This window comes from Streptomyces sp. F001 (assembly GCF_004187715.1).
GTDB lineage: Bacteria > Actinomycetota > Actinomycetes > Streptomycetales > Streptomycetaceae > Streptomyces > Streptomyces flavusporus.
On sequence record NZ_QZWF01000022.1, the window covers coordinates 1 to 25,194 of the forward strand.

Genomic DNA, 25,194 nt, shown 5'->3' on the forward strand with positions numbered 1-25,194 from the left:
CCCCCGCCTCCGGCTCCTGAGCCGCCGCCGGGGCCCCGCCCGGTCCCGGGACCCGATCCCTCCCCGATCCCGCCGGGCCCGGAGCCCGTTCCGAACCCGGAGCCGGGACCGCCACTCTCCTGAGCGGCCGCATCACGAAGGGCGGTGAGCGCCCATGACGCGTGGTGGGCGACCACGAAGGCCGCCCACCACTGCCGTACCGCAGGACCGGCCCTGGCCGCGACGCACCTGCACGTGGCGTACCGGACCTCCAGCGGAGCGCTCAGCCCGACACCTCCGACCGGTCCCCGCCCCACAGCGTGTGGAACGAACCGTCCCGGTCGGTGCGCCGGTAGGTGTGCGCGCCGAAGAAGTCCCGCTGCCCCTGGGTGAGCGCGGCGGGCAGCCGCTCGGCGCGCAGGGCGTCGTAGTAGGCGAGGGCCGCGGCGAAGCCCGGCGTCGGTACGCCCTGCCGGGTGGCGGCGACAAGTACCTCGCGCCAGTCGTCCTGAGCCGCCGCGATCTCCTGGGCGAACGTCTCGTCCGACAGCAGGCTCGGCAGATCCGGCCGGGCGTCGTAGGCGGCGCGGATCCGGTCCAGGAACGCCGCGCGGATGATGCAGCCGCCGCGCCAGATCGAGGCGACCTGGCCGAGGTCGATGTCCCAGTCGTACTGCTCGCTGCCCGCGGCGATCTCGTGGAAGCCCTGGGTGTACGACACGATCTTGGAGGCGTACAGCGCCTGCTCGACCCGGTCGGCGAAGGCACCGGCCTCCGCCTTGTCCAGCGGGGACGCCTTCGGGCCGGCCAGGTCTCGAGACGCCTCACGCAGCGCCGCGTGTCCGGACAGTGAGCGGGCGAACACCGCCTCCGCGATCCCGGAGACCGGAACACCCAGGTCCAGCGCGATCTGCACGGTCCAGCGGCCGGTGCCCTTCTGCTCCGCCTGGTCCTGCACCACGTCCACGAACGGCTTGCCCGTGGCCGCGTCCACATGCGACAGCACCTCGGCCGTGATCTCGATCAGGTAGGAGTCGAGCCGGCCGGTGTTCCAGGTGCGGAAGATCTCCGCGATCTCGGCGGGGGAGTACCCGGCGACATCGCGCAGCAGCTGGTACGCCTCGCCGATGAGCTGCATGTCGGCGTACTCGATGCCGTTGTGCACCATCTTCACGAAGTGCCCGGCGCCGTCCGGACCGACGTGCGTGACGCACGGCGCGCCGTCCGCCGCCTTCGCGGAGATCTTCTCCAGCATCGGGCCCAGCGACTCGTACGACTCCTTCGAACCGCCCGGCATGATGCTCGGACCGTGCAGCGCGCCCTCCTCGCCGCCGGAGATGCCGGTACCGACGAAATGGATGCCCTGCTCGCGCAGCTCGCGCTCCCGGCGCCGGGTGTCCGCGAAGTGGGCGTTGCCGCCGTCGATGATCATGTCGCCGGGCTCCAGGAGCGGGGCGAACTCCTGGATCACCGCATCGGTCGGATCGCCGGCCTTGACCATGATGACCAGACGGCGGGGCCGTTCCAGGGCGGCCACGAACTCCTTGGCGGTCTCGGCCTTGACGAACTCGCCCTCGCTTCCGAACTCCTCCACCAGGGCGTGCATCCGGGACGCCGTCCGGTTGTGCACCGCGACCGTGTAGCCGTTGCGCGCGAAGTTGCGGGCGAGGTTGCGGCCCATGACCGCGAGACCCGTGACGCCGATCTGGGCTGAAGTGCTCATTCCGCCTGCTCCTCAAGGGGTCCAGTGGATCCCGTAGATCGTGATTGCCGGTCGTGCCGATGGTGCCGGTCGTGCCGTCAGTATCGCCCCCCGGGCCATCCTGACGTGCCGAAACGCCGACCGCACGTCCGACCCTACGGGGCTCAGTACGTAGGGGAGGGGCCAGGTGCCTCAGCGGTCCACGCCCGAACCCGTCAACGAGGGTGCTTTCTGCGCCACTTGGCCTGACCGGGCGGCCGATTGCCGTCTTGTCATGGCCTGTTCGTGGCCCTTACTTTTGGCCCTCCTGACGCTTGTCGAGGGGGCACTTCCATGGCCTTACGCGGCCGGCACCGCCGGTATCAGCCGAACAGGATCAACCGCGCCTCGCTCACCGTCACGGCGGGCGGCGCCGGAATGGCCCTCCCGTTCGTCGGCACCGGTGCCGCGCAGGCGGCCGACGTGGACACCTGGGACAAGGTCGCCGCGTGCGAGTCGACCAACGACTGGGACATCAACACCGGCAACGGGTACTACGGCGGGCTGCAGTTCAGCCAGTCCACCTGGGAGGCGTACGGCGGTACGGCCTACGCACCGCGCGCGGATCTGGCCACCAAGGACCAGCAGATCGCCGTCGCGGAGAAGGTGCTCGACGGGCAGGGGCCCGGCGCCTGGCCCGTGTGCTCGGTGCGGGCCGGACTCACGCGCGGTGGCGAGACGCCCGACATCCGGCCGGGCGGGGGCACCTCGCCCCGGACCGCCAAGAGCTCCGTGGCGGACGTACGGCCGCACACCACGCCCCAGTCGCGCGCAGGAACCACCGAGATGTACACCGTCGTCCGCGGCGACACGCTCTCCACCATCGCCGAGGAGCAGCGCGTCCAGGGCGGCTGGCAACGGCTGTACGCCGCCAACCGCAGCACGATCGGGACGGACCCCGACCTGATCCTGCCGGGCCAGCGGCTGAACCTGCGCGCCAAGGCCACGGCTGCCCCGGCCCCCGCCCCGACCACACCGGCGCCGCCCGAGTCCCGGCCGAGGACGACCGCTTCGGACGACGCCGACGACCGACGCGAGGACTCCCTCGTCGCCCCCGTCAGCGGCTCCCTGGGCACTCCCTACCGAGCGACCGGCTCCAGCTGGTCGAAGGGCTACCACACCGGCGTCGACTTCCCCGCAGCCACCGGCACCTCCGTGAAGGCCGTCGCCGCGGGCCGGGTCGTCACCGCCGGATGGGGCGGTTCCTTCGGCTACCAGGTGGTCATCCGGCACGCCGACGGCCGGTACACCCAGTACGCGCACCTGTCGGCGATCTCCGTGAAGGCCGGCCAGTCCGTGGGCGGCGGACAGCGGATCGGCCGGGTCGGGTCCACCGGCAACAGCTCGGGCCCGCATCTGCACTTCGAGGTGCGGACCGGGCCCGGCTTCGGAACGGACGTCGACCCGGTGGCGTACCTCCGGGCCGGCGGGGTCAGGATCTGACGCCGGCGCGCTGCTCCACGCTCGGGAAGGGGATGTACGAGGCGCCGTACAGGGAGGAGTAGTAGGGCGCGGTCCCGTCGGCGCGACCGACGGGCGCGTCGTTGCCGTACGTGCTCTCCGTGACCGGGCTCGGCAGGAAGATGCCGCCCTCCCGGTGCGCGGCGGGCTTCTCGGGGAGGCCCTCGAGGAACGCGGTGGCGGGCTCGTCGGCGGGCCGCGCCGGGGCGACGATGCCGGACAGCTGCCCGGTGAGGGGCTCGGGCAGCGGCTCCGCGTTGCCGGAGTCGTCGGACTGCCGGATGCGCTCCGTCGTCAGCAGGATCAGACCGCCCGCCGCCACCACCCCACAGCTCAGGGCGAGCACGGTGCCCGTGGCGCCGTAGCGGAAGGTTTCGCCGAACATCGTGATGCCCACCGCAGCCGCCACCACCGGGTTCACCACCGTCAGCGTGGCCAGCGGCGCCGCGAGGCCGGCGCCCCGGTACGAGGCCTGGGACAGCAGCAGACCCGAGACGGCGAACACTCCGATCGCGGCCAGGGACGGCAGATCCGCGCTCGACACCCCGCCGGTCCAGTCGACCGCGACCGTCTTCGTGAAGACCGAGGACATGCCGAACGCGATGCCCGACGCGGTCGCGAGGAGCAGGGCCCGCACCGCCGGACGATGCCGGACCGCGCGGCCCGCGAGCATCAGCGCGGCGACCCCACCGGCGGTCGCCAGGAACAGGGACACCTGCTGTGCCCCCTCCAGCGACCGCGAGTCGGACGTGCCGACCAGGGACAGCAGACCCGCGAGGCCGACGGTCGCCATCACAGCGCCCCGCCAGGCCGTCCCACCGGCCCTGCGGCCCACGAACAGCGCCGTCATCGGCAGCGCGAACACGATGGTCAGCGCCCCCAGCGGCTGCACCACGCTCAGCGGACCGTAGGCGAGGGCCGCCACGTGCAGCAGCCCGCCGAGACCGTTGAGCGCCACCGCGGCCCACCAGCCCGGCCTGCGCATCGGCGCGTACTGACCGTCCGGCGACGACACCGCGACCCGCTCCTGCACGATCGCGCCGCCCGCGTACGCGACAGCGGACACCAGCGACAGGAGCACGGACAACGCGAGGGCGCTCATGAGCTGCTCCTCTGCCGGAGGCTGGGGCGCTGGGCCCGGCGGGGCGAACGGTCGGCTTCCATGACCAACACGATGCCCGCTCGCCCTGTTCCCCGTCGTCGTCCCTGAGCACGCAATGAGTCCTACTGCCGATGGAGTACGAACGCCCCCCGGTCATCCCCAGGGTGGGTGAACCGGGACGGAGACCCCCTGATCCCGTCCCCTAGGGGGCTTGGTACTACTGCTCCTCGTGGACCTCGACCCCGATCTCGCCGCTCTGAGTCCGCTCGGCGGGTTCTTCGCCCTGCGCACGGTCGTGGACGGGCCGTCAGCCCCCGGGAGGTCGCTGCCGACCCTGGCGCAGGCCTACGATCCGTCGGCCTCGGATCCGGATCCCCTGGGAGTCCGGATCCGAAAAGTGGCGGCCGCTCTGAGCGCTCCCGAGGTGCGGATCGCGGCCTCGGTGGCGCACCTCGGGCTCGCGGCCCGGCTGTGGTCGACGGCGCTCGGCTGCGCCGTCCTGTACGGCAGCATCCCCGACCTCGACCCGCGGCTGCTGCACTGGGACGCCGACGGCAGCGCACCCGACGACCTGTGGCTCACCCAGGTGCGCCCGCTGCCGGGGGACGCGGCGACCGTCGTGGACGTCGTGCTGCACGGTCACCTGGAACCGCTGGCGGCCGCTCTGCGCACCCGCCACCGGCTCGCGGCGGGGCTGCTGTGGGGCAACGCCGGATCCGCGCTGGCGGGCGCCGTCCGCGAGCTGGACCGCTGGGCGCGCGCGAACGGCCGTACCGACGCCGCCGCCCGGGCCCGCGCGCTGGCCGGCGAGCTGTTCGCCCACCCCCGCCTCACCGCAACCGGCACGCTCACGGGCACTGCCTTCCGGCGCCGCAGCTGCTGCCTGTACTACCGGGTGCCCGGCGGTGGACTGTGCGGCGACTGCTGCTTCACCCGGCCCCCGGGCTCTTCCCCACGCGCCACATCTGGGTGACCATGAGGGAACCAGCCGCCGAGACAGGGGGTTTGCGGGTGCGAGTGGGACTGCTGACCCGGGAGTACCCCCCGGACGTGTACGGCGGTGCGGGCGTCCATGTCGAGTTCCTCGCCCGGGAGTTGAGATCCCTCGTCGACCTCGAGGTGCACTGCTGGGGCGAGGGCCGCGCGGAGGGCGTGCTGCGGCATCGCCCCTGGCCCGCGCTCGACACCGCCAACGACGCGCTGCGCACCTTCTCCGTGGACCTCGCCATGACCGCCGCCCTCGAGGGCCGCGAACTCGTCCACTCCCACACCTGGTACGCCAACCTCGCCGGCCACCTCGGCAAGCTCCTGCACGGCATCCCGCATGTGATGACCGCCCACTCCCTGGAGCCGCTGCGCCCCTGGAAGGCCGAGCAACTCGGCGGCGGATACGCCCTCTCCAGCTGGGCCGAGCGCACCGCGATCGAGGCCGCCGACGCGGTGATCGCCGTGTCCGGTGCCATGCGCACGGACATCCTCGACTGCTATCCCGCGCTGGACCCCGCCCGCGTCCACGTCGTGCACAACGGCATCGACACCGCCCTCTACCGGCCCGACCCCGCCACCGACGTCCTGACCCGCCTCGGCCTGGACCCGGCCCGCCCGTACCTCCTGTTCGTCGGCCGGATCACCCGGCAGAAGGGCGTGCCCCATCTGCTGCGCGCGGCACGGGACATCGACCCCGCGGCGCAGGTCGTGCTGTGCGCGGGGGCGCCCGACACCCCGGAGATCGACCAGGAGTTCCGCGACCTGTACCAGGAGCTGAGCCGCGTCCGCGACGGCGTGCACTGGATCCCGCGGATGCTGCCGCGCCCGGAGGTGATCCAACTCCTCACGCACGCCGCCGTGTTCGTCTGCCCTTCGGTGTACGAACCGCTGGGCATCGTCAACCTGGAGGCGATGGCCTGCGGCACACCCGTCGTGGCCTCCCAGGTCGGCGGCATCCCCGAGGTCGTCGCGGACGGCAAGACGGGCCTGCTGGTGCCCGTGGACGACGACTTCGAAACGGGCCTCGCCCGCGCCCTGGACGCGCTCCTCGCCGACCCGGAGGGCGCCCGGCGGATGGGCGAGGCGGGACGGGAGCGTGCGGTGGGGGAGTTCGGCTGGGACACGGTCGCCCGCCGCACGGCCCGGCTCTACGCGGAGATCCTCGAACAGGCTTAGCGCGCCCGGCTCAAGGGCAATCATGGGTCAACCAGGGTGAGGGGAGCGGCCATGCGTCGTGGTGGACCTTCGGTGCTCGGGATCGTACTGGCGGGCGGAGAGGGCAAGCGCCTGATGCCCCTGACCGCGGACCGCGCGAAACCGGCGGTGACCTTCGGCGGCACGTACAGACTTGTCGACTTCGTCCTCTCCAACCTCGTCAACGGCGACATCCTGCGTATCTGTGTCCTCACGCAGTACAAGTCCCACTCGCTGGACCGGCACATCACCACGACCTGGCGGATGTCCAGCCTGCTCGGCAACTACGTCACGCCCGTCCCCGCCCAGCAGCGGCTCGGCCCGCGCTGGTACCTGGGCAGCGCGGACGCCATCCTGCAGTCCCTGAACCTGATCTACGACGAACGGCCCGAGTACGTCGCGGTGTTCGGCGCCGACCATGTGTACCGCATGGATCCGCGGCAGATGCTCGCCCAGCACATCGAGTCCGGCGCGGGCGTGACGGTGGCGGGGATACGCGTCCCGCGCACGGAGTCCTCCTCCTTCGGTGTGATCACTCCGGGCTCGGACGGAAGCACCGTCGAGCGGTTCCTGGAGAAGCCCGCGGACCCGCCCGGCCTGCCCGACGACCCCGACTCCGTCCTCGCCTCCATGGGCAACTACATCTTCACTACCAAGGCGCTGATCGAGGCCCTCCAGCGGGACGCCGACGACGCCGGCTCCGTGCACGACATGGGCGGTTCGATCCTGCCCCAGCTCACCGAGCGCGGCGAGGCCCACCTGTACGACTTCGGCGACAACCACGTCCCCGGCGAGACCAGCCGCGACCAGGGCTACTGGCGTGACGTCGGCACGCTCGACGCGTACCACGAGGCCCACATGGACCTGATCGCCGAGCGGCCCGCCTTCAACCTCTACAACCGCAGCTGGCCCGTCTACACCCACTCCAACCAGCTCTCGCCGGCCCGCTTCAACGCCGGCGGCATCGCCGGCGAGTCCATCATCAGCGCCGGCTGCCTGATCCGGGGGCAGGTCACGCGGTCCGTGCTCTCGCCGGGTGTCGTGGTCGACCCGGGGGCGGTGGTGCAGGGGTCGGTGCTGCACGACAACGTCCACATCGGGCGGGGTGCGGTGGTGCGCGGCGCGGTCCTCGACAAGAACGTCGAGGTGCCGCCCGGCGCGACGATCGGCGTCAACCCGGAGCGGGACGCCGAGCTGTACACGGTGTCCAAGGGCGGCGTGATCGCGCTGGGCAAGGGGCAGCGGGTGCCGTAGCCCGGCCGCTTCGGCAGGAGCGGCGGCCCGTCACACGATCGAGCGGACACGCCGGGCCGGGCCTCGGTTCACGCCTTCGTGGGCGCTGACCTCGACACTATGACCTCTTACGCCACATGAGTCCCGCCTCTTTCGCAGGAAGCGGGACTTAATCTGCTGTTAACTGTACGTAGCCTGATCGTACTTGACCGTAATCGCCCCGGGGCGATTGACTGCTGGCCCACCCGTCATCGTCGCGAGGCAAGCCATTGACTCCTGACCTGCTCGCACCACTCGACCTGGCGTTCTGGAACATCGAGTCCGACCTGCATCCCATGCATCTCGGCGCACTCGGCGTGTTCGCGTCCCACTCGCCCGCCGCCGGTGCCCACGCCGCGGACCTGCTCGCCGCCCGAGCCGCCGCGGTGCCCGGGCTGCGGATGCGGATCCGGGACGTGTGGCGGCCGCTCGATCTGGGGCAGCCGTTCCCCTTCGGACTCCGCCGGCCGCTCGCCTTCGGCGGCGCGGCCAGGGAGCCCGCCCCCGACTTCGACCCGCTCGACCACGTCCGGCTGCATGCCCCCACCGCCGACTTCCAGGGGATGGCGGGCCGGCTCATGGAGCGTCCGCTGGAGCGCGGCCGGCCGCCGTGGGAGGCGCACGTGCTGCCGGGGGAGGACGGCGTCTCGTTCGCCGTGCTCTTCAAGTTCCACCACGCCCTGGCCGACGGCCTGCGCGCGCTGACCCTGGCCGCGGCCGTCCTGGACCCCACGGACATGCCGGCCCCGCGGCCCCGCCCCGCCGAGCCCCCGCGCGGCCTGCTGCCCGACGTGCGCAAGCTGCCCGGGCTGCTGCGCGGCGCCGTGTCCGACATGGGCCGGGCCCTCGACATCGGCGCCTCCGTCGCCCTGTCCACCCTGGGTATGCGTTCGTCGCCCGCGCTGACCTCGGAGCCCTCCGGCACCCGTCGTACCGCCGGAGTGGTCCTCGACATCGACGACGTGCACCGCGTCCGCAAGGCCGTCGGAGGTACCGTCAACGACGTCCTGATCGCCGTCGTCGCGGGCGCCCTGCGCCGCTGGCTCGACGAACGCGGCGACGGCAGCGAGGGCGTCGCGCCGCGCGCGCTGATCCCCGTCTCCAAGCGCCGCCCGCGCACCGCGCACCCACGGGGCAACCGGCTGTCCGGTTACTTGATACAGCTCCCGGTCGACGACCCCGACCCGCTCGGCCGCCTCGAGGCGGTCCGCACGGCCATGGGCCGCAACAAGGACGCCGGCCCCAACCGGGGCGCGGGCGCCGTCGCGCTGCTCGCCGACCATGTGCCGGCACTCGGCCACCGGCTCGGCGGCCCGCTGGTCAGCCAGGCCGCCCGGCTGTGGTTCGACATCCTGGTCACCAGCGTGCCGCTGCCCGGCCTCGGCCTGAAGCTCGGCGGCAACCCCCTCACGGAGGTGTTCCCCTTCGCCCCGCTGGCCGCCGGCCAGTCCCTCGCCGTCGCCGTCTCGACGTACCGGGGGCGGGTCCACTACGGGCTCGTCGCCGACGCACGGGCCGTACCGGACCTGGACCGGTTCGCTCAGGCGGTGTCCGACGAGGTGGAGACGCTGATCAAGGCCTGCGCTCCTTGATCGCGACGGGTTTGGTGGTGCGGCCCGGCGCTCCGTAAAATCTGCCCTTCGAATGCGGGCGCGACCGGAGCGCCGCGACGGCAGACACAGGGAACGGCAGCGGCGATGACGGTGACAGAGGATGGCTCGGCGACCACGGACGAGGTGGTGTACGGGCCCGGCATCGACCCCGAGCGGCTGGCCGTCTGCCTCAGCGTGCTCGAGGAGCTCGACAAGCTGGAGGTCGACCACCCCGACGCGATCGCCGTGCGCCGGGCCACCGCGGGCATCTACCGCACCGTCAAGCAGCGCCGCCGCCAGGAGCGCCGGGCCGCCAAGACCGCGCACGACAAGACGGTCACGGAGGCCACGGCGACCGGCTCCGCCCAGCGCATCGACGACGAGACGGAGGGCATCCTCCCGTCGTCGATCACGGAAGAGGGCAAGATCGCGGGGATACTCCAGCGCCCGCGCTCCTGCTACACCTGCAAGACCCGGTACGTGGAAGTCGACTACTTCTACCACCAGCTCTGTCCCGACTGCGCCCGTCTGAACCGCGCCAAGCGCGACGCCCGCGCCGACCTCACCGGCAAGCGCGCGCTGCTCACCGGCGGCCGCGCCAAGATCGGCATGTACATCGCGCTGCGGCTGCTGCGCGACGGCGCGCACACGACGATCACCACACGGTTCCCGAAGGACGCCATCCGCCGCTTCAAGGCCATGGACGACTCGGCGGACTGGATGCACCGCCTCGAGGTCGTCGGCATCGACCTGCGTGACCCGGCGCAGGCCGTGGCCCTCGCCGACCAGGTCGCCGAGGCGGGCCCGCTGGACATTCTCATCAACAACGCGACGCAGACCGTACGCCGTCTGCCCTCCGCCTACGCCGCCCTGGTCGAGGGCGAGAGCGCCCCGCTGCCCGCCGGTGAGCTGCCCGCCCACCACGTGATCGGCGCCTTCGGCTCCGGTGCCGTCGACGGCCTGGCCGCGCTGCCCGTCGGGATCTCCGGCCTCGACGCACAGCAGGTCGCCGACCTCGCCCTGGTCGCCGGCAACGCCAGCGTCGCCCGGCACCACGACGGCACTGCCATCGACGCGGGCGGCCTCGTCCCCGACGTCGTCGACACCAACACCTGGGTGCAGACCATCGAGCAGATCTCCCCGGTGGAGCTCCTCGAGACCCAGCTGTGCAACTACACGGCGCCGTTCATCCTGATCAGCAAGCTCCGCCCGGTCATGGCCGACGCCGCGAAGAAGTCGGCGAGCGGGCGCGCGTACATCGTCAACGTCTCGGCGATGGAGGGCGTCTTCGGCCGCGGCTACAAGGGCGCGGGCCACCCGAACACCAACGCCGCCAAGGCCGCGATGAACATGGTCACGCGGACCAGCTCCCAGGAGATGTTCCAGACCGACGGCATCCTCATGACCTCGGTCGACACCGGCTGGATCACCGACGAGCGCCCCCACTACGACAAGCTGCGCCTGGCCGAGGAGGGCTTCCACGCCCCGCTCGACCTGGTCGACGGCGCGGCCCGCGTCTACGACCCCGTCGTGCGCGGCGAGGCGGGCGAGGACCTGTACGGCGTCTTCCTCAAGGATTACGCGCCCGGCAAGTGGTGAGACCGTTCCTGTGGGAGTTGGCCGGTGTTGGCCAAATCGCCGTAGACCGGGCCGGTGAGGGCCTGGTGACCTCGCGAACGGTCTTCGAGGTCGGGGAACAGCACGAGCTGGTCACCTCGGCGTGGTCGGGTCTTGTCGCCCTGGTGGGGCGTGCCCGCTGTCCTGGGTGGGCTCGTGGTCCCGCGTGGCCTGGGGAGGGGTGCGGTCTGGCCGGTAGCTCTCCGCTGTCCGATCCTCTGGTCGGGAGCGGTCACACCTGGCCGACGCCGGACCCTGTGGCCCAGGCCGCGTCTGCCGATCGCCACGGCGGCACCGTGGTGCCTGGTGACGGTGGTCCTGGTCTGCTGCTGGAGCGGGGTCTTCCAGTACTTCTCGCCCCAGATGCTGGTGTAGGCGGGGTCGACGGCGATGACGATGAGGCCCTGGTGGTAGGCCATGCCGCGCAGTCGTTCGCGGAAGCGTGCGGTGGGGATGCCCGCGACCGTGCGGCGGAAGCGTTTGCCGTGCCGTCCGCGGCCCATGGTCTCGCGGCCGGTGGCGCGGGCGTCATCGAAGCCGAGGTTCTCGATCACGATGCCTGCGCAGCCGTGCTCGTGAGCGAGGACGGTCAGGCGGGTGATCGCTGCGCGGAGGCGGCCGTCGCGCCGGCCGGTGGGGCCGGTCAGTTCCAGCGGGATGGTGACGGGTTCGCCGACCGGGTTGCCGTACTCGTCGAGGACGGTGGCGGCGAGGTGGTCGGCGTTGAGGTCGACGCTGAGCATGCGCGTGCCCGAGGCGCGGATCTCCTCTGGTGTGGGCAGTACGGTCTTGTCGGTGGACCAGGAGGCGTCCAGGTACCAGCGGCCGCGGGCCGGGTCGTGGGCGATGTCGTAGCGGACGGCCCGGTTTGCCGTCACGCGGTCCAACCACTCCTCACGCCGGTGCGAGAACCGCACGGTGCACGTGAGCCGGTAACGGCCGCGGGGCGCGTTGGCCAGGTGCCGCAGCGGTTCGGGCAGCACGAGGCTCACGGTGCCGTCGTGCGGGTCGACGGTGATGGTGTAGTTCCCGAACGGGGCCGCGGATTCGCCGTCGGCGGTCAGGAACAGGCGTGACGCCTCCCACCGTCGGCGCCACTGGGCCTCGGTGAGCTGGGCGTCGGCGAGATTGTGACGGGCCTTCAGCAGTCGCCTGCCGCCCGCAGCGATGGCCGGGCGACCGGACGCGATGCGGGCCTCGACGGCCGCCAGGCGGGTCTTCAGCGCCAACAAGCGGCGCTGCTTGTGGAAGCGCTCGTTCTGGTCGGCGTAGCCCCGGACCCTCCCCACGCGCTTCTGGCACGGCACAGCCAGGCGGCGCTCGATGGTGCCGATGGCGCGGCGCAGCCCGGCGGCCTCGTCGTACAGGCACCGTAAGGAGAGCTGGTACTGGTCCTCGCTGGCGCGGGTCATCGCCCCCGCCCACCGCGAGGACGACACGGCCGTGAGCGCCTTCTTGCGCTCCGCGCGCTGGTTCCGCTTCACCGGCACCTGCCCGATCGCCACCCGCTCGGCGAGATCGGCGCGCTGGTGGCGGCCCAGATGGGAGCCGACGAGCGTGAGGACTTCGGCATCGGCGGCGCTCAGGCGCAGGCGGTCACGGATACGGGCCCCGGCCGGGGCGGCCACGGTGAAGGGGGCCGTGATCGGGCGCAGTGCGCGCTTCTTCCGGCGCTTCCCCATGGCCACGCCCCCCTTCCCGTCAGCTTCTCCAACCGACAAGCAAGACCCTATGCGCGTCCAACAATGGCCTACAAGTCACTTCCCTCGATCGTGGACTTCACTGCCCGCGTCAACGCGCGCGCCTTCGCCGAACGCGCCCCGTACAGGCGGCCGGAGAACGAGGTCACGATCGCGATCATGTCCCGCACCAGGTCCCCGCCCTCGCCGCCGTCCAACTCCTCGTCCCCGCCGACGATCTCCAGCCGCACGCCCCACGACGGCAGCACCACCTCCGCCAGCAGCGCTGTACCGAACCGCGCCAGCCGCTCCTCATGCGTCACCAGCAAGGCGGTCACCGCCTCGTCCTGGCACGCCCGCAGCGCCCTGCGCAGCCCCTTGCGCTTGTCGGAGAGCCCCGATGCCACATCGGTGAACACCCCCGCCACCACGCGCTCCCCGGCCGCCGCCCGCAGACGCTCCACCTGCCGGTCCAGATCCCCCTCGGCCCGCTGCCGGTGAGACGGCACACGCCCGTACAGCACCACCGCGCCCTCCGGCTGCACCGGCCGCCCACGACGGCGGGACAAGGCATCCAGATCCCCCACCCGGAAAACCCGCCGCCCACCCGGCGACCTCCGGTCCTCCAGCACACCCTCAAAGGTGTAGCGGCGCAGCGTTCGCGTCGACACGCCCAACCGCTTCGCCGCCCTGCCCGCAGAGATCCAGTCGTCGGCCTTCTCACTCATGCGAGTGACTGTATGGCCAACCGTGACCTACAACCGAATCAACAGCTCTCAACCCGGCTGGCGTCCTCGCCGAGGCCGGACCAGGCGGACGCTACTCGACGGCCCCGAGCCGCGAGTTGCGGGCCGCCACGAGCTCCAGGACCGTGCGCCAGTCCTCCAGGACCCCCGCGTCGAACCCGATGACCTTGCCGGCCTCGTCGGCCTGCCGCAGGGTCACGGCGTCGTCGGCGAGCGGGTCCCGCTCGAACGCGGCCGCCTCCGCGGGACTCATCGGGCCGCCCTGCCTGCTCAGGGTCTGAGCACTCCGCGGGGACAGCTCACGCCCCGCAGACACGGCGGCCAGATAGCGCTTGGCGGCCACATGCAGTCGTACGAGACGGGAGACCCGTTCACCGAGCAAGGCCCGGACGGCGTCCGCCGCGTGGTCGGCTTGACCGGCCTCGTCGCCGGGCCGCAGCAGATACCCGATGTCGTGCACCAGGCCCGCGATCTGGAGTTCCTTGTCGGCGGGGCGACTTCGGCGCAGCAGTGCGGCCGTCTGCAGCGCGTGGTCGTGCAGGTCGACCGGGTCGCCGGTGCAGTCCGGGGTGTCCCGGACTCCGCGGCAGGCGTTCAGCAGATCCATCAGCTCTTCGACACTGCGCAGCTCCATGCGCCAGTCCTCCCGCCGGACAAGCCGTTGCCGGACGTCAGCAGATCATGGCCGCCTTGCGAATCGGCCAACGGGACTTGAACTGCGTGGCCCCCGCAGCCGCTGCTCGAGGGCGTGTTCGCTCGGGTAGGCCGTTCGAGTGATCCGAAAAGAGTCCATTGCGTAACAAATAAGGGTAGTTTTCCCCTGATTGCGCACGGGGTGACGCGCAATAGTTACCCACTGTTTTCAGCCCTATCGAGCGGACCCCCGCTCATTTGGTTAGTCTGGTTCAGACGGACAGCCAGAACGGGTCCCTACCCACACCCACCGTCCGTCCCGGGGCAAGCCGGTGCACAACGGCCTGCTCTCACGCGACCCACCGACGCCACCGCGTCCGCGCAGCAGCACGTCAGACCCAACGGACGTCGGGCAGCGGACCGCAGACCGCCGACGCGCCCCGAGGGTGACCCGACACATAAGGAGTGCGCGGTGACACCGGAGAAGACGAATCGCGAACAGCGCCCCAAGGAACGCACGGAGCGCGCGGGCCGCCGCCCCGGCGAGCTCGGCAACCTCGACGTGTGGGCCAGGTCCGCCCCGATCCGCCTGGCGGGCTACGAGGACGACCTCGCCGAGCCGCACATCCTGCCCAGCGTGGACTGACCCGGATTTACCCGGCAGGCCCCTTCGCGATCGCCGACGGCATGGGCGTGCGAGACTCACGCCCATGCTGATCAGGGAAGCAACGGCCGACGACTGGCCGCACATCTGGCCGTTCTGGCACCGCATCGTCGCCGCCGCCGAGACCTACGCCTGGGACCCGGACACCACCGAGGAAGCGGCCCGCGCCCTGTGGATGAGCCCGGCCAAACGCGTGTACGTCGCCGAGGACGAGACCGGAGCCGTCGTCGGCTCCGCCTACCTCACCCCCAACTACGGCGGCCCCGCCGCCCGGATCGCCAACGCCGGCTTCATGGTCGACCCCGACCAGGGCGGCCGCGGTATCGGCCGCGCCCTCGCCGAGCACATCCTGGCCGAGGCCGCGGCCCAGGACTACCGGGGCATGGTGTTCAACGCGGTCGTCGAGACCAACCCGGCGGTCGAGCTCTGGACTTCTCTCGGCTTCACCATCCTCGGCACCGTGCCGGACGCGTACGACCACCCCCGGCACGGCCCCGTGGGACTGCACATCATGTACAAGGCCCTGTAGTCAGGCGTCCTACTCCAGCGGTGCCGTCCGCTGCCACGGACGCGCGGCCTCCAACTGGGCCGCCAGTCCCAGCAGTTCCGCCTCCGACCCCGGCCGCCCCACGAGCTGTACGGCGCAGGGGGCGCCGGACGGGAGGGTGCCCAGCGGCACCGTCATCGCGGGCCAGCCGGTCAGGTTCCACGGCGGTGTCATCGGCGAGTAGGCGGTGTTGGCGGCCACGTTGCGCAGCCAGCCCCGCTCGTGCCAGGGCCCGGCCTTGGGGGAACGGCGGGCGAGCGCCGGTGTGAGCAGCACGTCGTACTCGGCGAAGAACGGCTCCAGACGCCGACGCAGGGCGTCCCGGCTCCCGCCGCCGCGCACGGCTCCCACGAACCGCCTCCCGACGGCCGCGTGCACCCGGGTGCGCCGGGCCAGCAGCCGCCGGTCCAGGCCCTGGGCGTCGACGGAGGTGCCCGCCGTCCAGTGGGCGAGCGAGGTGAAGCTCAGCGACAGCGGATACGGCGGATCGGCACGCCGCACCTGGTGCCCTGCCTTGATCAGCAGCCCGGCCGCCTCCTGGGCGGCGGTCGTATACGGTCTGCTGACGGTGACCCCGGCAAGGGGGCTGCGCAGGGAGACGGCGACGCGGTGGGTGTCGGGCGCGCCACCCCGTACGACCTCGGTGTCCGCGAGGACGGACAGCATCAGTCGCGCGTCCGCCACGGTCGTCGCCAGCGGCCCGTTCTCCGACATGCCGAACCAGTCGCCGTCACTGATGCCCGCCGGAACCACCCCGCGGCCCGGCTTGATGGTGACGACACCGCAGTTGGCCGCCGGTATCCGCAGCGAGCCCATACCGTCGTTGCCCAGGGCGATCGGCACCAGGCCCGCGGCGACGGCGGCCGCGCTGCCGCCGGACGAGCCGCCCGCCGTGCGCGTCGTGTCCCACGGGTTGCGGGCGGTGCCGTGCACGCCCTCGGTGGTACCGAACACGCACAGCTCCGGCACATTGGTCAGCCCCACGACCACCGCACCCGCCGCCCGCAGCCGGGCGACGGTGACATGGTCCTGGTCGGCCGGCGTGTCGGCAGTCGCGGCCGAGCCGATCCGCACGGCCTCGCCGCGCACCGCCAGATTGTCCTTGACGGCCACGGGCACGCCCGCGAGCGGGAGTTCGCCCAGATCACCGCGGGCGCCCACCTCGTCGGCCTCCGCGAGCGCGGCCTGTGCCCGCACCGTGCGAAAGGCGCCGACCCGGCCGTCGATCCGCTCGATCCGCGCGAGGTGCTCGGCCACCACCTCCCGCGGCGTTACCTGCTTCTCGCGTACGGCGGCGGCGATCTCGACGGCGGTCCGTCCGACCCAGTGGGTCACGGGCGCTCCTTGGGGCAGGGGGCGGCTGATGCGTACGTACTCGCGAGTACGTAGGCAGAACTGTGCCCGGACGCGCCCGTCACGTCGAGGGTGCCGACCCGAATCCGGCTGACATCCGGTGACTTCATCAACTCCGGCCCTGTCACCGACCGTACGGCGAAGGGGCTGCCCCGCGTGCGGCAGGGCAGCCCCTTCCCGGGCTCAGCCGACCGGAGCGCCCGCCGACTCCTCGGCGAGGCGTTCCATGCCGCTGGTGGTCTTCAGCGGCTTCTCCTTCAGGAACACCACGGTGATCAGCGCGAGCAGGGCGAACGGCGTGGCGATGAGGAACAGGTCGGCGGTGGCGACGCCGTAGGCGTGCTCCACGATCGACCGCATCGGGGCGGGCAGCGTCGTCATGTCCGGCACGTGCGAGGACTCGCCGCCCGAACCCTGGCCCGCCGCCCCGGTGATGCCGGCCTCCTCGAGGCCCTTGGTCATCTCGGTCGCCACGCGGTTGGCGAGGATCGCGCCGAGGACGCTGGTGCCGATGGTGCCGCCCATGCTGCGGAAGAAGGACAGCACGGAGGTCGCCGCGCCCAGTTCGGCGGCGGGCACGTCGTTCTGGGCGGCCAGCACGAGGTTCTGCATCAGCATGCCGACGCCGACGCCGAGCACCGCCATGTAGATGCTGAGCAGGCCGAAGTGGGTGTCGGCGCCGATCGTGGCGAGCAGTCCGAGTCCGGCGGTCATGAAGACGGCGCCCGCCACCAGGTACCGCTTCCACTTGCCGGTCCGGCTGATCACCTGGCCGGCGACGGTGGACGACACCAGCAGGCCCAGGATCATCGGCAGGCTCATCAGACCAGCGACGGTCGGCGACTTGCCGAGGGATACCTGGAAGTACTGCGACAGGAACACGGTCCCGCCGAACATGGCGACACCGACCAGCAGGCTGGCCACGGTGGTCAGCGTGACCGTGCGGTTGCGGAAGATGCCGAGCGGGATGACCGGCTCGGGGGTGCGGGACTCCACGAACACCGCGGCCACCAGCAGCAGCACGCCACCGCCGGTGAGCGCCGCGGTCTGCCAGGACGCCCAGTCGAACTGGTTGCCGGCCAGCGAGACCCAGATGAGCAGCGCGCAGACACCGGCGACGATCAGGAACGCGCCGAGCCAGTCGATCCGTACCTTCCGCCGGACCGTGGGCAGCCGCAGGGTGCGCTGCAGCAGCGCGATGGCCAGCAGGGCGAACGGCACGCCGATGAAGAAGCACCAGCGCCAGCCCAGCCAGTCGGTGTCGACCAGCACACCGCCGACCAGCGGTCCGGCCACGGTGCCCACGGCGAACACGGCACCGAAGATGCCCGCGTACCGGCCCAGTTCGCGCGGCGGGATGACGGCGGCCATGACGACCTGGGCGAGCGCGGTCAGACCACCGGCGCCGATGCCCTGAACGACCCGGCTGAAGATGAGCAGTCCGACGCCCTGGGAGAAGCCCGCGAGCAGCGACCCCACGACGAACATCGACAGGGACAGCTGCAGGAGCAGCTTCTTGTTGTAGAGGTCGGACAGCTTGCCCCACAGGGGAACCGTCGCGGTCATCGCCAGCAGTTCGGAGGTGACGACCCAGGTGTAGGAGGACTGGCTGGCCCCCAGGTCGGCGATGATCCGGGGCAGCGCGTTCGAGACGACGGTGCCCGCCAGGATCGCGACGAACATGCCGGCCATCAGACCGGACATGGCCTGGAGTATCTGCCGTTGGGTCATGGAGGTGGGCGACGCCTGTTCCGGCGTCTGCGGTGGTGCGGTCACGACAGCTCTTTCGATGGTGGTGATCGGATCCGCGCGAGAGGGCACGCTCAGGGGGCGGGGAGGAGGTGCTCGGGCGGCGCGCGACGGGAGAGGGGACGATGACCCGGGGTCGGACCGGGCGGTGGGTGCGATGCTCAGCCGGGCGGCGCCGGCAGCCCGGCGGCGAGGCTCGCGAACGTCTCCTGGAACACGTCCGCGAAGTGGCGTTCCGCCGGGTCGGCGCTCCAGTGCTCCACGGCGACCCGGACGGCGGTGCCCGCGACCGCGGCCAGCAGTCGCGGATACAGGTCGAGGCTCCGGCGGGCGTCTTCGTCCGTCGCGGTCGTCCCGGGGACGTCCGTGGGGCCGCCGCGCAGGCGCCGGGCGATGGCCACGGCCAGCCCGGTCTCGTCCGCCATGTGCGCGCCGAGGCTGCGCACCAGCAGATGCGGCGCGGCCCGCAGTACCTCGGCATGGAGTTGCCACAGCTCGTGCTGCTGCTCGGCCTCGGCGAGCTCGGCCGCGATGGCGTCGCGCACGGCGTCGAGCGGGGGGACCTCGGCCGGGGCACGCAGCACGGTGCTCCGCACCCGGGCGCTGATGTCCGTGTCGATCACCACGAAGGCGTCGTCACGCGCGTCGAAGTAGTTGAAGAACGTCCGCACGGAGACACCCGCCGCGGCACTGATGGCCTCGACGGTGACGTTCTCCACCCCGTGCTCGGCGGCCAGGCGTACCGCCGCCTCCGCGAGCGCGGCCCGGGTGGCCCGCTTCTTCTGCTCACGCAGGCCGCCCCCTGCGGCACTCTTCTCCGGCATAACTTGCATGCTATGCAAAGATGCACGCCCTGCAAAATTGACCCAGGCCTGCGCCTCAGTCGCCCCGCGCCGGCCCCGTGCTCTCCCGCCCGATCAACTGCGGCACCGGCACCTGCACCGTGCGGGCCGGGCCGCCGTCGAGCAGGGCGGTCAGCTCCCGCGCCGCCGTACGGCCGAACTCCACCGTGTCCCGGGACAGTGCGGACAGCCAGGGCTTGACCATGCGGCACAGTGCGGAGTCCTCCCACGCCACCACCGACACATCGGCCGGCACGGAGAAGCCCAGCCCTGCCGCGGCGGCGACGCCCGCGACGGCCATCACGTCGTTGTCGTAGACCAGGGCCGTCGGGGGAGTGGGTCCGGACAGCACGCGGCGGGTCACGGCGGCGCCCTCCGCGTCCGAGTAGTCGGTCGTCACCGACCGCACCTCGGTGAGACCGCGCCGGTCCGCCTCGGCGCGCAGCGTACGGATCCGGCGCTCGGTGTGCGCGAGTCCCGCGAGGCCGGCGATGTGCACGATCCGCCGATGCCCGAGGGCGTACAGCTCGTCGACGACCGCGGCCATCGCGCCCGCGTCGTCCGCCCACACCGTGGTCAGCCCGGGGTGCCGTGCGTCGGGCGCGCCGCCGATCACCACGCCGGGCAGGCCCAGTTCGTCGAGCAGGTCCGGGCGCGGGTCGTCGGTGCGCGGGTCGACGACGAGCACGCCGTCCACCCGGTGCTCGGCCCACCAGCGCCGGTACACCGCGCACTCGTCGGCGATGTTCTGCGCGATCTGGAACAGCAGCCCGAGATGACGCTCCGCCAGCACCTCCTGGATGCCGGACACGAGCTGCAGGAAGAACGAGTCCACGCCCAGCGTGTCCGCGGGCCGGGCCAGTACGAAGCCGACTGTCGCCGCGCCCTCGCCGGACAGCGCCCGCGCCGCCGTGCTCGGCCGCCAGCCCAGCTGCTCGGCGACCCTGCGCACCCGGTCCCGGGTCACCTCGGAGACCCCCGGACGCCCGTTGAGCGCGAACGACACCGCGCTCTCGGAGACCCCGGCACGCCGCGCGATGTCCTTCATCGTCGGCCGGCGCGCGGGAGACCGCTTGCCCGTCACGTGCTGCTCCCATTCGAAAAGCGCCGCGCACTAATGCGCTTGAGTTCGATCACCCTAAAGCGCATTAGTGACCCAACGCAAGGCCCTGCTCACACCGTCCTGAACTGGCACTTTGCTCAACTTAAGGCTTTAGCTGGGCTGAATCCATTGACTTTCTGCGGAGGGGAAGTGCAAGGTCTGCCCGACGCGCCGGTCCATGCCGGACGTCACCGGACCTCACCGCCGCAAAGGAGCACCTCGTCGTGCGCATTTCCCGCCGGACCTTCGCCGCCGCTGCCGTCGCCGTCGTTCTCGTGCCGCTCAGTGCCTGCGGCTCCGGGGGAGACGACGGCGGCTCGGCCGACGCCTCGGGCAAGGTGGAGGGCAACATCACCTTCCAGACCTGGAACCTCCGCGCCAACTTCAAGGACTACTTCGAGGGCCTGGTCGCCGACTTCGAGAAGAAGTACCCGGGCACCGACGTGAAGTGGGTCGACCAGCCCGCCGAGGGCTACGCCGACAAGATCAGCGCCGACGCGGCCGGCGGCACCCTGCCCGACGTCGTCAACGTCTCTCCGGACCTGGTCGCCCCGCTCGCCAAGGCCGGCCTCGCGCTCGACCTCGACAAGGCCGCGCCGCAGTACAGGAAGGAGTACCTGGAAGGCGCCTGGGCCAGCCATGAAATACCAGGCATGACCGGCACGTACGCCTTCCCCTGGTATCTCAACACCGGCCCGCTCTTCTACAACAAGTCCCTGTTCGAGAAGGCCGGACTCGACCCCGACCAGCCGCCCAAGACGTATGACGAAGTCTTCTCCGCCGCCCTGCAGATCGCGCAGAAGACCGACGGCGAGGTCGCCACCCTCGCCAACGTGCCCACCATCGAGGACTTCGGCCGCTACGGCGTCCCGCTGATGAACAAGGAGGGCACCGGCTTCACCTTCAACGACGCCAAGGGCGTCGAACTCCTCACCAAGTACAAGGAGTTGTACGATGCCAAGGCCCTGGACCCGCAGGCGCTGACCGCCACGCCCGAGTCGTCCGGCAAGAAGTTCCTCACCGAGGCCGTCGCCATGAACCCGGGCAGCGCCCTCGACCTCGGCAACTTCAAGAAGCAGGCGCCGCACCTGTACAACAACATCGGCATCACCGACCAGATCACCAGCACCGGCCACGTCAACATGTACGTGATGGGCGTGATGGTCAACGCGCAGACCAAGCAGAAGCCCGCCGCCGTCGCCTTCGCGCACTACGTCACCGACGCCGCGCACCAGATGTCGTTCGCCAAGCAGGTCGCCATCTTCCCGAGCACCGCCGGCTCGCTCGACGACCCGTACTTCACCAAGGAGGACGGCACCGACGAGACCCGGGTGCGGGTGGCCGCCGCCGAGTCACTGAAGAACGCGGTCAACTACACGCCGGTGTTGTTCAGCGAGCAGATGAAGGTCGAGCTGCGCAACGCCGTCGCCCGCGCGCTCCAGGGCAAGGAGAGCCCCAAGGAAGCTCTTGACAACGCTGTCAAGGCGTGTGACCGGCTGCTCCAGCAGCAGGGCTGAGTCGTCATGGCGAGTCCCGCTGTCTCCCGGGTGCGGCGCCAGCTGCCGAGCAGCCCCTGGCTGTTCGCCGCGCCCGGACTGATCGTCATCGGCGCGTTCGTGCTGTACCCGTTCGTCTCCACGCTGGTCAACGCGTTCACCGACCGCCGGACGCTGGTTCCGGGCGAGTTCGTGGGCCTCGCCAACTTCCGCGAGCTGCTCCACGACGACATGTTCTGGATCGGCCTGCGCAACAGCACGCTCTACGTCCTCGGGGTCGTCCCGGCCCTGGTGATCCTGCCGCTGCTTCTGGCCCTGCTGGTGCAGAAGAGCATCCCCGGCATCACCTTCTTCCGCTCCGCCTTCTACACGCCGGTCGTCGCCTCGATCGTCGTGGTCGGCCTGATCTGGGTGTGGCTGCTCGACGAGCGCGGTCTGGTCAACGCGCTGCTGGAGACGGTCGGCGTCGGTCGGATCGGCTTCCTCAGCGACCAGTGGCTGCTGCTGCTCAGCGCCATGGCCGTCACGGTCTGGAAGGGCCTCGGCTACTACATGATCATTTACCTGGCGGCGCTCGGGAACGTACCGCGCGAACTGCACGAGGCCGCCGCGGTCGACGGCGCCGGAGCGGTCCGCCGCTTCCTCACCGTCACCGTGCCCGCCGTGCGCTCCACCATGGTCCTGGTCGCCGCGCTCTCCTCGGTCGCCGCCTTCAAGGTGTTCTCCGAGGTGTATCTGATGGCCGGACCCGCCGGCGGACCGGCCGGCGAGGACACCACCCTGGTGATGCTGGTCCAGCGCACCGGCACCGGCCTGACCGGCCGGGTCGGCTACGCCTCCGCGATCTCCGTGGTCGTCTTCGTCGTCACCGTCGTCCTGATGCTGCTCGTGCTGCGCGCCGACCGGAGGGAGGAGCGATGAGCGTGATCGAGAAAGTACGTCCCGTCGAATCGCCGCCCGCCCCGAAGCGGGCGCCCCGCCGCCGCCTCACCGACGAGAACGGCCGCCGCATCCCCGGCTGGGAACTCGCCCTGCGCTACCTGCTGCTGCTCGCCGTGCTGGCCCTGACCGTCGGCCCGTTCCTGTGGCAGCTGTCCACCTCGCTCAAGGGACCGACCGAGGACATCTTCAGCTCCCCGCCGAAGTTCCTGCCGAGCGACCCGACTCTGCACAACTACGAGCGCGTCGCAGAGACCATCCCGGTCTGGGACTACGCCCTGAACTCGCTGAAGGTCGCCGTAGCCAACGTGGTGACCAACTGCGTCGGCGCCGCCCTCGCCGGCTATGCCCTGGCCCGGCTGCGCTACCGGGGCCGCCGCGCGGCCACGCTCGCCTTTGTGCTGGCGATGCTCGTGCCGGTGGAGAGCATCATCATCGCCCAGTTCACGTTCATGCGGGATCTCGGCCTCAACAACACCCTCGTCGGCGTGCTGCTGCCCGGCTCCATCGCCTCACTGAACGTGCTGCTGATGCGCAACGCCTTCCTCAACCTGCCGTACGAGATCGAGGAGGCGGCCTTCGTCGACGGCGCCAACGTCTGGCAGCGGTTCCTGCGGATCGCGCTGCCGTCCGTGAAGGGGACGATCGCTGTTGTCGCGATCTTTGCCTTCATGGGCGCCTGGGACGACTTCCTGTGGCCGCTCATCGTGCTCAGCGACCCCTCCAAGTTCACGCTGACCATCGGCCTGAACTATCTGCACGGCACTTTCGCCAACGACGAACGCCTCGTCGCCGCGGGCACGATCATCGCCGTCGCGCCGCTGATCGTGCTCTTCGCCTGTCTGCAGCGGTACTTCTTCCGTGGCGTCGGCGAGGGCGCCGTCAAGGGCTGACCCACCCGTACCTCCGATTCGCGAGGATCCCGTATGCCCCCTGCCGTGCGCTTCGGCGTCAACTACACCCCGAGTGAAGGGTGGTTCCACCACTGGCTCGACTTCGACCTGGACTCCGTGCGCGCCGACCTCGACTCGATCGCCGCGCTCGGCCTGGACCACATCCGCGTCTTCCCGTTGTGGCCGTACTTCCAGCCCAACCGCACCCTCATCAGGCCGAAGGCCGTCGAGCAGTTGGTCGCGCTCGTCGACGCCGCCGCCGAACGCGGGCTCGACGTCAACGTGGACGGGCTGCAAGGGCATTTGAGCAGCTTCGACTTCCTGCCGGCCTGGACCGGGACCTGGCACCGGCGGAACCTCTTCACCGACCCGGACGTCCTCGACGGCCAGGCGACCTACCTGCGCACCCTGGCCGCCGCCCTCGCCGACCGCCCCAACTTCCTCGGCATGACCCTGGGCAACGAGGTCAACCAGTTCGCCGCGGGCCCGCATCCCGACCCCGACCGGGCCACCGAGGCGCAGATCGACGCATGGCTGGAGCGGATGCTGGCCGCCTGCGAGGAGGGCGCGCCCGGCAGACTGCACCTGCACGCCGAGTACGACGCGACCTGGTACCAGGACGACCAGCCGTTCACCCCGGCCCAGGCGGCCCGGCGCGGTGCCGTCACGGCCGTGCACTCCTGGGTGTTCAACGGCACCGCCCAGCGCCACGGCCGCACGTCCGTGCCGAGCGAACACCACGCCGAGTACCTCATCGAGCTCAGCAAGGCCTGGGCCGACGACCCGCACCGGCCCGTCTGGCTTCAGGAGGTCGGCGCACCCGCCCCGCTCGTCCCGCCGGAGCACGCCGCCTCCTTCACCGAGGCCACCGTGCGGCACGCGTTGGACTGCCCGGACCTGTGGGGCATCACCTGGTGGTGCTCCCACGACGTCTCCCGCGACCTCGCCGACTTCCCCGAACTCGAGTACGGCCTCGGCCTGTTGACCAACGACCGGCGGCCCAAGGACTCCGCGCGGGTGCTGGCCCGCGCGGCCCGTGAGCACACCGGCGCCGCAGCCGCCGCCCGGACCACAGCGCTCGTCGTTCCCGCGGACCCGTCCCTCCGTTCCCGCTGCGCGCCCGGCGGCCCGGTCTTCGACGCTTTCTTCCGGCTGGTCGCCGACGGCGCCCGGCCCACCACCGTCCTTGACATGAACGCGGACGACAAGGACCATCTCGCCGCCCGCGGCATCACCGAGGTCGTCACTCCCGAACAGGTACTCCCCGCCCCGGAAGGAACCCGAGGAGGCACCCGCTCGTGAGCCGTGTGCGCCGGCGCCCCGATACCCTTGCCGTCCGCACCGCGCCGCCCCAGGCCCCCGCCGCCTCCGCAGACGACCTGCGCTTCGGCCGGCAGTCTGCCCCCGGCGGCGTTCGCCGCTACACCCTCCACCGCCTACTGCCCGACAGCACCCGGCGCTTCCTCGGCGGCACCTGCCGGCGGGCCCACTTCGTCGGCGGCCTCAGGGCCCGGACAGGGCGAGCGGGCGGCACGGTTCGAACTGCGCGCCGTAGGGGAGCTCTACACCTCGTCGGACCCCGTGACCGTGAACCACACCTGGTAAC

20 protein-coding genes and 2 pseudogenes are annotated in these 25,194 nt (G+C 71.5%); 13 read left to right on the forward strand and 9 right to left on the reverse strand.

Annotated elements, in window-relative coordinates; genetic code table 11:
• Positions 1-262: 262 nt before the first annotated feature.
• Positions 263-1,702 (reverse strand): NADP-dependent phosphogluconate dehydrogenase, encoded by a 1,440-nt coding sequence (gndA, locus tag StrepF001_RS37410; RefSeq protein WP_129802623.1) that lies wholly within the window; start codon positions 1,700-1,702, stop codon positions 263-265.
• 312 nt (positions 1,703-2,014) lie between these two features.
• Here gndA and StrepF001_RS37415 point away from each other — a divergent pair, with 312 nt between their 5' ends.
• Positions 2,015-3,163 (forward strand): transglycosylase family protein, encoded by a 1,149-nt coding sequence (locus StrepF001_RS37415; RefSeq protein WP_129802624.1) that lies wholly within the window; start codon positions 2,015-2,017, stop codon positions 3,161-3,163.
• Here StrepF001_RS37415 and StrepF001_RS37420 read toward each other — a convergent pair.
• Positions 3,153-4,283, reverse strand: a complete 1,131-nt coding sequence (locus StrepF001_RS37420; protein WP_129802625.1) for a DMT family transporter — start codon at positions 4,281-4,283, stop codon at positions 3,153-3,155. The genes StrepF001_RS37415 and StrepF001_RS37420 overlap by 11 nt on opposite strands.
• Positions 4,284-4,494: 211 nt before the next feature.
• On the opposite strand from StrepF001_RS37420, the gene StrepF001_RS37425 reads away from it, so the two are divergent.
• From StrepF001_RS37425 to StrepF001_RS37445, 5 genes are all read left to right on the forward strand, one after another.
• The gene (locus StrepF001_RS37425) at positions 4,495-5,256 is read left to right on the forward strand and encodes a (2Fe-2S)-binding protein (protein WP_240797836.1); all 762 of its coding nucleotides are present in this window, start codon (positions 4,495-4,497) and stop codon (positions 5,254-5,256) included.
• Between the two features lie 38 nt (positions 5,257-5,294).
• Positions 5,295-6,446, forward strand: a complete 1,152-nt coding sequence (gene glgA / locus StrepF001_RS37430) for a glycogen synthase (protein ID WP_129802626.1) — start codon at positions 5,295-5,297, stop codon at positions 6,444-6,446.
• A gap of 51 nt (positions 6,447-6,497) precedes the next feature.
• Positions 6,498-7,718: a glucose-1-phosphate adenylyltransferase gene (glgC, locus tag StrepF001_RS37435; RefSeq protein WP_129802627.1), complete on the forward strand. Its 1,221-nt coding sequence runs from the start codon at positions 6,498-6,500 to the stop codon at positions 7,716-7,718.
• A 248-nt stretch (positions 7,719-7,966) separates the two neighbouring features.
• Positions 7,967-9,328 (forward strand): wax ester/triacylglycerol synthase family O-acyltransferase, encoded by a 1,362-nt coding sequence (locus tag StrepF001_RS37440; RefSeq protein WP_129802628.1) that lies wholly within the window; start codon positions 7,967-7,969, stop codon positions 9,326-9,328.
• Between the two features lie 105 nt (positions 9,329-9,433).
• A complete protein-coding gene (locus tag StrepF001_RS37445; protein ID WP_129802629.1) occupies positions 9,434-10,927 on the forward strand; it encodes an SDR family NAD(P)-dependent oxidoreductase in 1,494 nt (497 codons plus the stop codon).
• Here StrepF001_RS37445 and StrepF001_RS37450 read toward each other — a convergent pair.
• From StrepF001_RS37450 to StrepF001_RS37460, 3 genes and pseudogenes are all read right to left on the reverse strand, one after another.
• Positions 10,906-12,627, reverse strand: coding sequence for a hypothetical protein (locus StrepF001_RS37450; protein WP_240797837.1), 1,722 nt, complete (start codon positions 12,625-12,627; stop codon positions 10,906-10,908). The two genes, StrepF001_RS37445 and StrepF001_RS37450, sit on opposite strands and share 22 nt — an antisense overlap.
• Before the next feature lie 68 nt (positions 12,628-12,695).
• Complete coding sequence (locus StrepF001_RS37455) at positions 12,696-13,352, reverse strand: IS607 family transposase (protein WP_129802630.1); 657 nt, start codon at positions 13,350-13,352, stop codon at positions 12,696-12,698.
• Between the two features lie 91 nt (positions 13,353-13,443).
• Positions 13,444-14,007 (reverse strand): annotated as a pseudogene (locus StrepF001_RS37460) (metal-dependent phosphohydrolase); the annotation flags it as partial.
• Positions 14,008-14,475: 468 nt separating this feature from the next.
• Here StrepF001_RS37460 and StrepF001_RS37465 point away from each other — a divergent pair.
• Complete coding sequence (locus tag StrepF001_RS37465; protein WP_129802632.1) at positions 14,476-14,649, forward strand: hypothetical protein; 174 nt, start codon at positions 14,476-14,478, stop codon at positions 14,647-14,649.
• Between the two features lie 64 nt (positions 14,650-14,713).
• Positions 14,714-15,196, forward strand: a complete 483-nt coding sequence (locus tag StrepF001_RS37470) for a GNAT family N-acetyltransferase (protein WP_129802633.1) — start codon at positions 14,714-14,716, stop codon at positions 15,194-15,196.
• A gap of 9 nt (positions 15,197-15,205) precedes the next feature.
• On the opposite strand, the gene StrepF001_RS37475 is transcribed toward StrepF001_RS37470, so the two are convergent.
• The 4 genes from StrepF001_RS37475 to StrepF001_RS37490 form a co-directional block, all read right to left on the reverse strand.
• Complete coding sequence (locus StrepF001_RS37475; RefSeq protein WP_129802634.1) at positions 15,206-16,549, reverse strand: amidase; 1,344 nt, start codon at positions 16,547-16,549, stop codon at positions 15,206-15,208.
• A gap of 201 nt (positions 16,550-16,750) precedes the next feature.
• Entirely contained in the window at positions 16,751-18,298 is a 1,548-nt protein-coding gene (locus StrepF001_RS37480; protein WP_206307062.1) for an MDR family MFS transporter, read from the reverse strand.
• A 179-nt stretch (positions 18,299-18,477) separates the two neighbouring features.
• The gene (locus StrepF001_RS37485) at positions 18,478-19,149 is read right to left on the reverse strand and encodes a TetR family transcriptional regulator (RefSeq protein WP_129802636.1); all 672 of its coding nucleotides are present in this window, start codon (positions 19,147-19,149) and stop codon (positions 18,478-18,480) included.
• A 46-nt stretch (positions 19,150-19,195) separates the two neighbouring features.
• Complete coding sequence (locus tag StrepF001_RS37490) at positions 19,196-20,206, reverse strand: LacI family DNA-binding transcriptional regulator (protein ID WP_129802695.1); 1,011 nt, start codon at positions 20,204-20,206, stop codon at positions 19,196-19,198.
• A gap of 278 nt (positions 20,207-20,484) precedes the next feature.
• Here StrepF001_RS37490 and StrepF001_RS37495 point away from each other — a divergent pair, with 278 nt between their 5' ends.
• From StrepF001_RS37495 to StrepF001_RS48710, 5 genes and pseudogenes are all read left to right on the forward strand, one after another.
• The gene (locus StrepF001_RS37495) at positions 20,485-21,777 is read left to right on the forward strand and encodes a sugar ABC transporter substrate-binding protein (protein ID WP_129802637.1); all 1,293 of its coding nucleotides are present in this window, start codon (positions 20,485-20,487) and stop codon (positions 21,775-21,777) included.
• 6 nt (positions 21,778-21,783) lie between these two features.
• Positions 21,784-22,677 (forward strand): sugar ABC transporter permease, encoded by an 894-nt coding sequence (locus tag StrepF001_RS37500; RefSeq protein WP_129802638.1) that lies wholly within the window; start codon positions 21,784-21,786, stop codon positions 22,675-22,677.
• On the forward strand, positions 22,674-23,588 hold the full coding sequence (locus StrepF001_RS37505; protein ID WP_129802639.1) for a carbohydrate ABC transporter permease: 915 nt from the start codon (positions 22,674-22,676) through the stop codon (positions 23,586-23,588). The genes StrepF001_RS37500 and StrepF001_RS37505 overlap by 4 nt, the downstream gene beginning before the upstream one ends.
• A 33-nt stretch (positions 23,589-23,621) precedes the next feature.
• Positions 23,622-24,890: a cellulase family glycosylhydrolase gene (locus tag StrepF001_RS37510; protein WP_129802640.1), complete on the forward strand. Its 1,269-nt coding sequence runs from the start codon at positions 23,622-23,624 to the stop codon at positions 24,888-24,890.
• Positions 24,891-24,988: 98 nt separating this feature from the next.
• A pseudogene (locus tag StrepF001_RS48710) lies at positions 24,989-25,193 on the forward strand (endo-beta-N-acetylglucosaminidase); the annotation flags it as partial.
• Position 25,194: the final 1 nt, after the last annotated feature.

Bases quoted from the DNA above. Each gene is read 5' to 3' on its own strand.
- gndA (WP_129802623.1), bottom strand. From the start codon at position 1,702: ATGAGCACTTCAGCCCAGATCGGCGTCACGGGTCTCGCGGTCATGGGC.
- StrepF001_RS37415 (WP_129802624.1), top strand. From the start codon at position 2,015: ATGGCCTTACGCGGCCGGCACCGCCGGTATCAGCCGAACAGGATCAAC.
- StrepF001_RS37420 (WP_129802625.1), bottom strand. From the start codon at position 4,283: ATGAGCGCCCTCGCGTTGTCCGTGCTCCTGTCGCTGGTGTCCGCTGTC.
- glgC (WP_129802627.1), top strand. From the start codon at position 6,498: ATGCGTCGTGGTGGACCTTCGGTGCTCGGGATCGTACTGGCGGGCGGA.
- StrepF001_RS37445 (WP_129802629.1), top strand. From the start codon at position 9,434: ATGACGGTGACAGAGGATGGCTCGGCGACCACGGACGAGGTGGTGTAC.
- StrepF001_RS37450 (WP_240797837.1), bottom strand. From the start codon at position 12,627: ATGGGGAAGCGCCGGAAGAAGCGCGCACTGCGCCCGATCACGGCCCCC.
- StrepF001_RS37455 (WP_129802630.1), bottom strand. From the start codon at position 13,352: ATGAGTGAGAAGGCCGACGACTGGATCTCTGCGGGCAGGGCGGCGAAG.
- StrepF001_RS37470 (WP_129802633.1), top strand. From the start codon at position 14,714: ATGCTGATCAGGGAAGCAACGGCCGACGACTGGCCGCACATCTGGCCG.
- StrepF001_RS37480 (WP_206307062.1), bottom strand. From the start codon at position 18,298: ATGACCCAACGGCAGATACTCCAGGCCATGTCCGGTCTGATGGCCGGC.
- StrepF001_RS37485 (WP_129802636.1), bottom strand. From the start codon at position 19,149: ATGCAAGTTATGCCGGAGAAGAGTGCCGCAGGGGGCGGCCTGCGTGAG.
- StrepF001_RS37490 (WP_129802695.1), bottom strand. From the start codon at position 20,206: ATGAAGGACATCGCGCGGCGTGCCGGGGTCTCCGAGAGCGCGGTGTCG.
- StrepF001_RS37500 (WP_129802638.1), top strand. From the start codon at position 21,784: ATGGCGAGTCCCGCTGTCTCCCGGGTGCGGCGCCAGCTGCCGAGCAGC.
- StrepF001_RS37505 (WP_129802639.1), top strand. From the start codon at position 22,674: ATGAGCGTGATCGAGAAAGTACGTCCCGTCGAATCGCCGCCCGCCCCG.
- StrepF001_RS37510 (WP_129802640.1), top strand. From the start codon at position 23,622: ATGCCCCCTGCCGTGCGCTTCGGCGTCAACTACACCCCGAGTGAAGGG.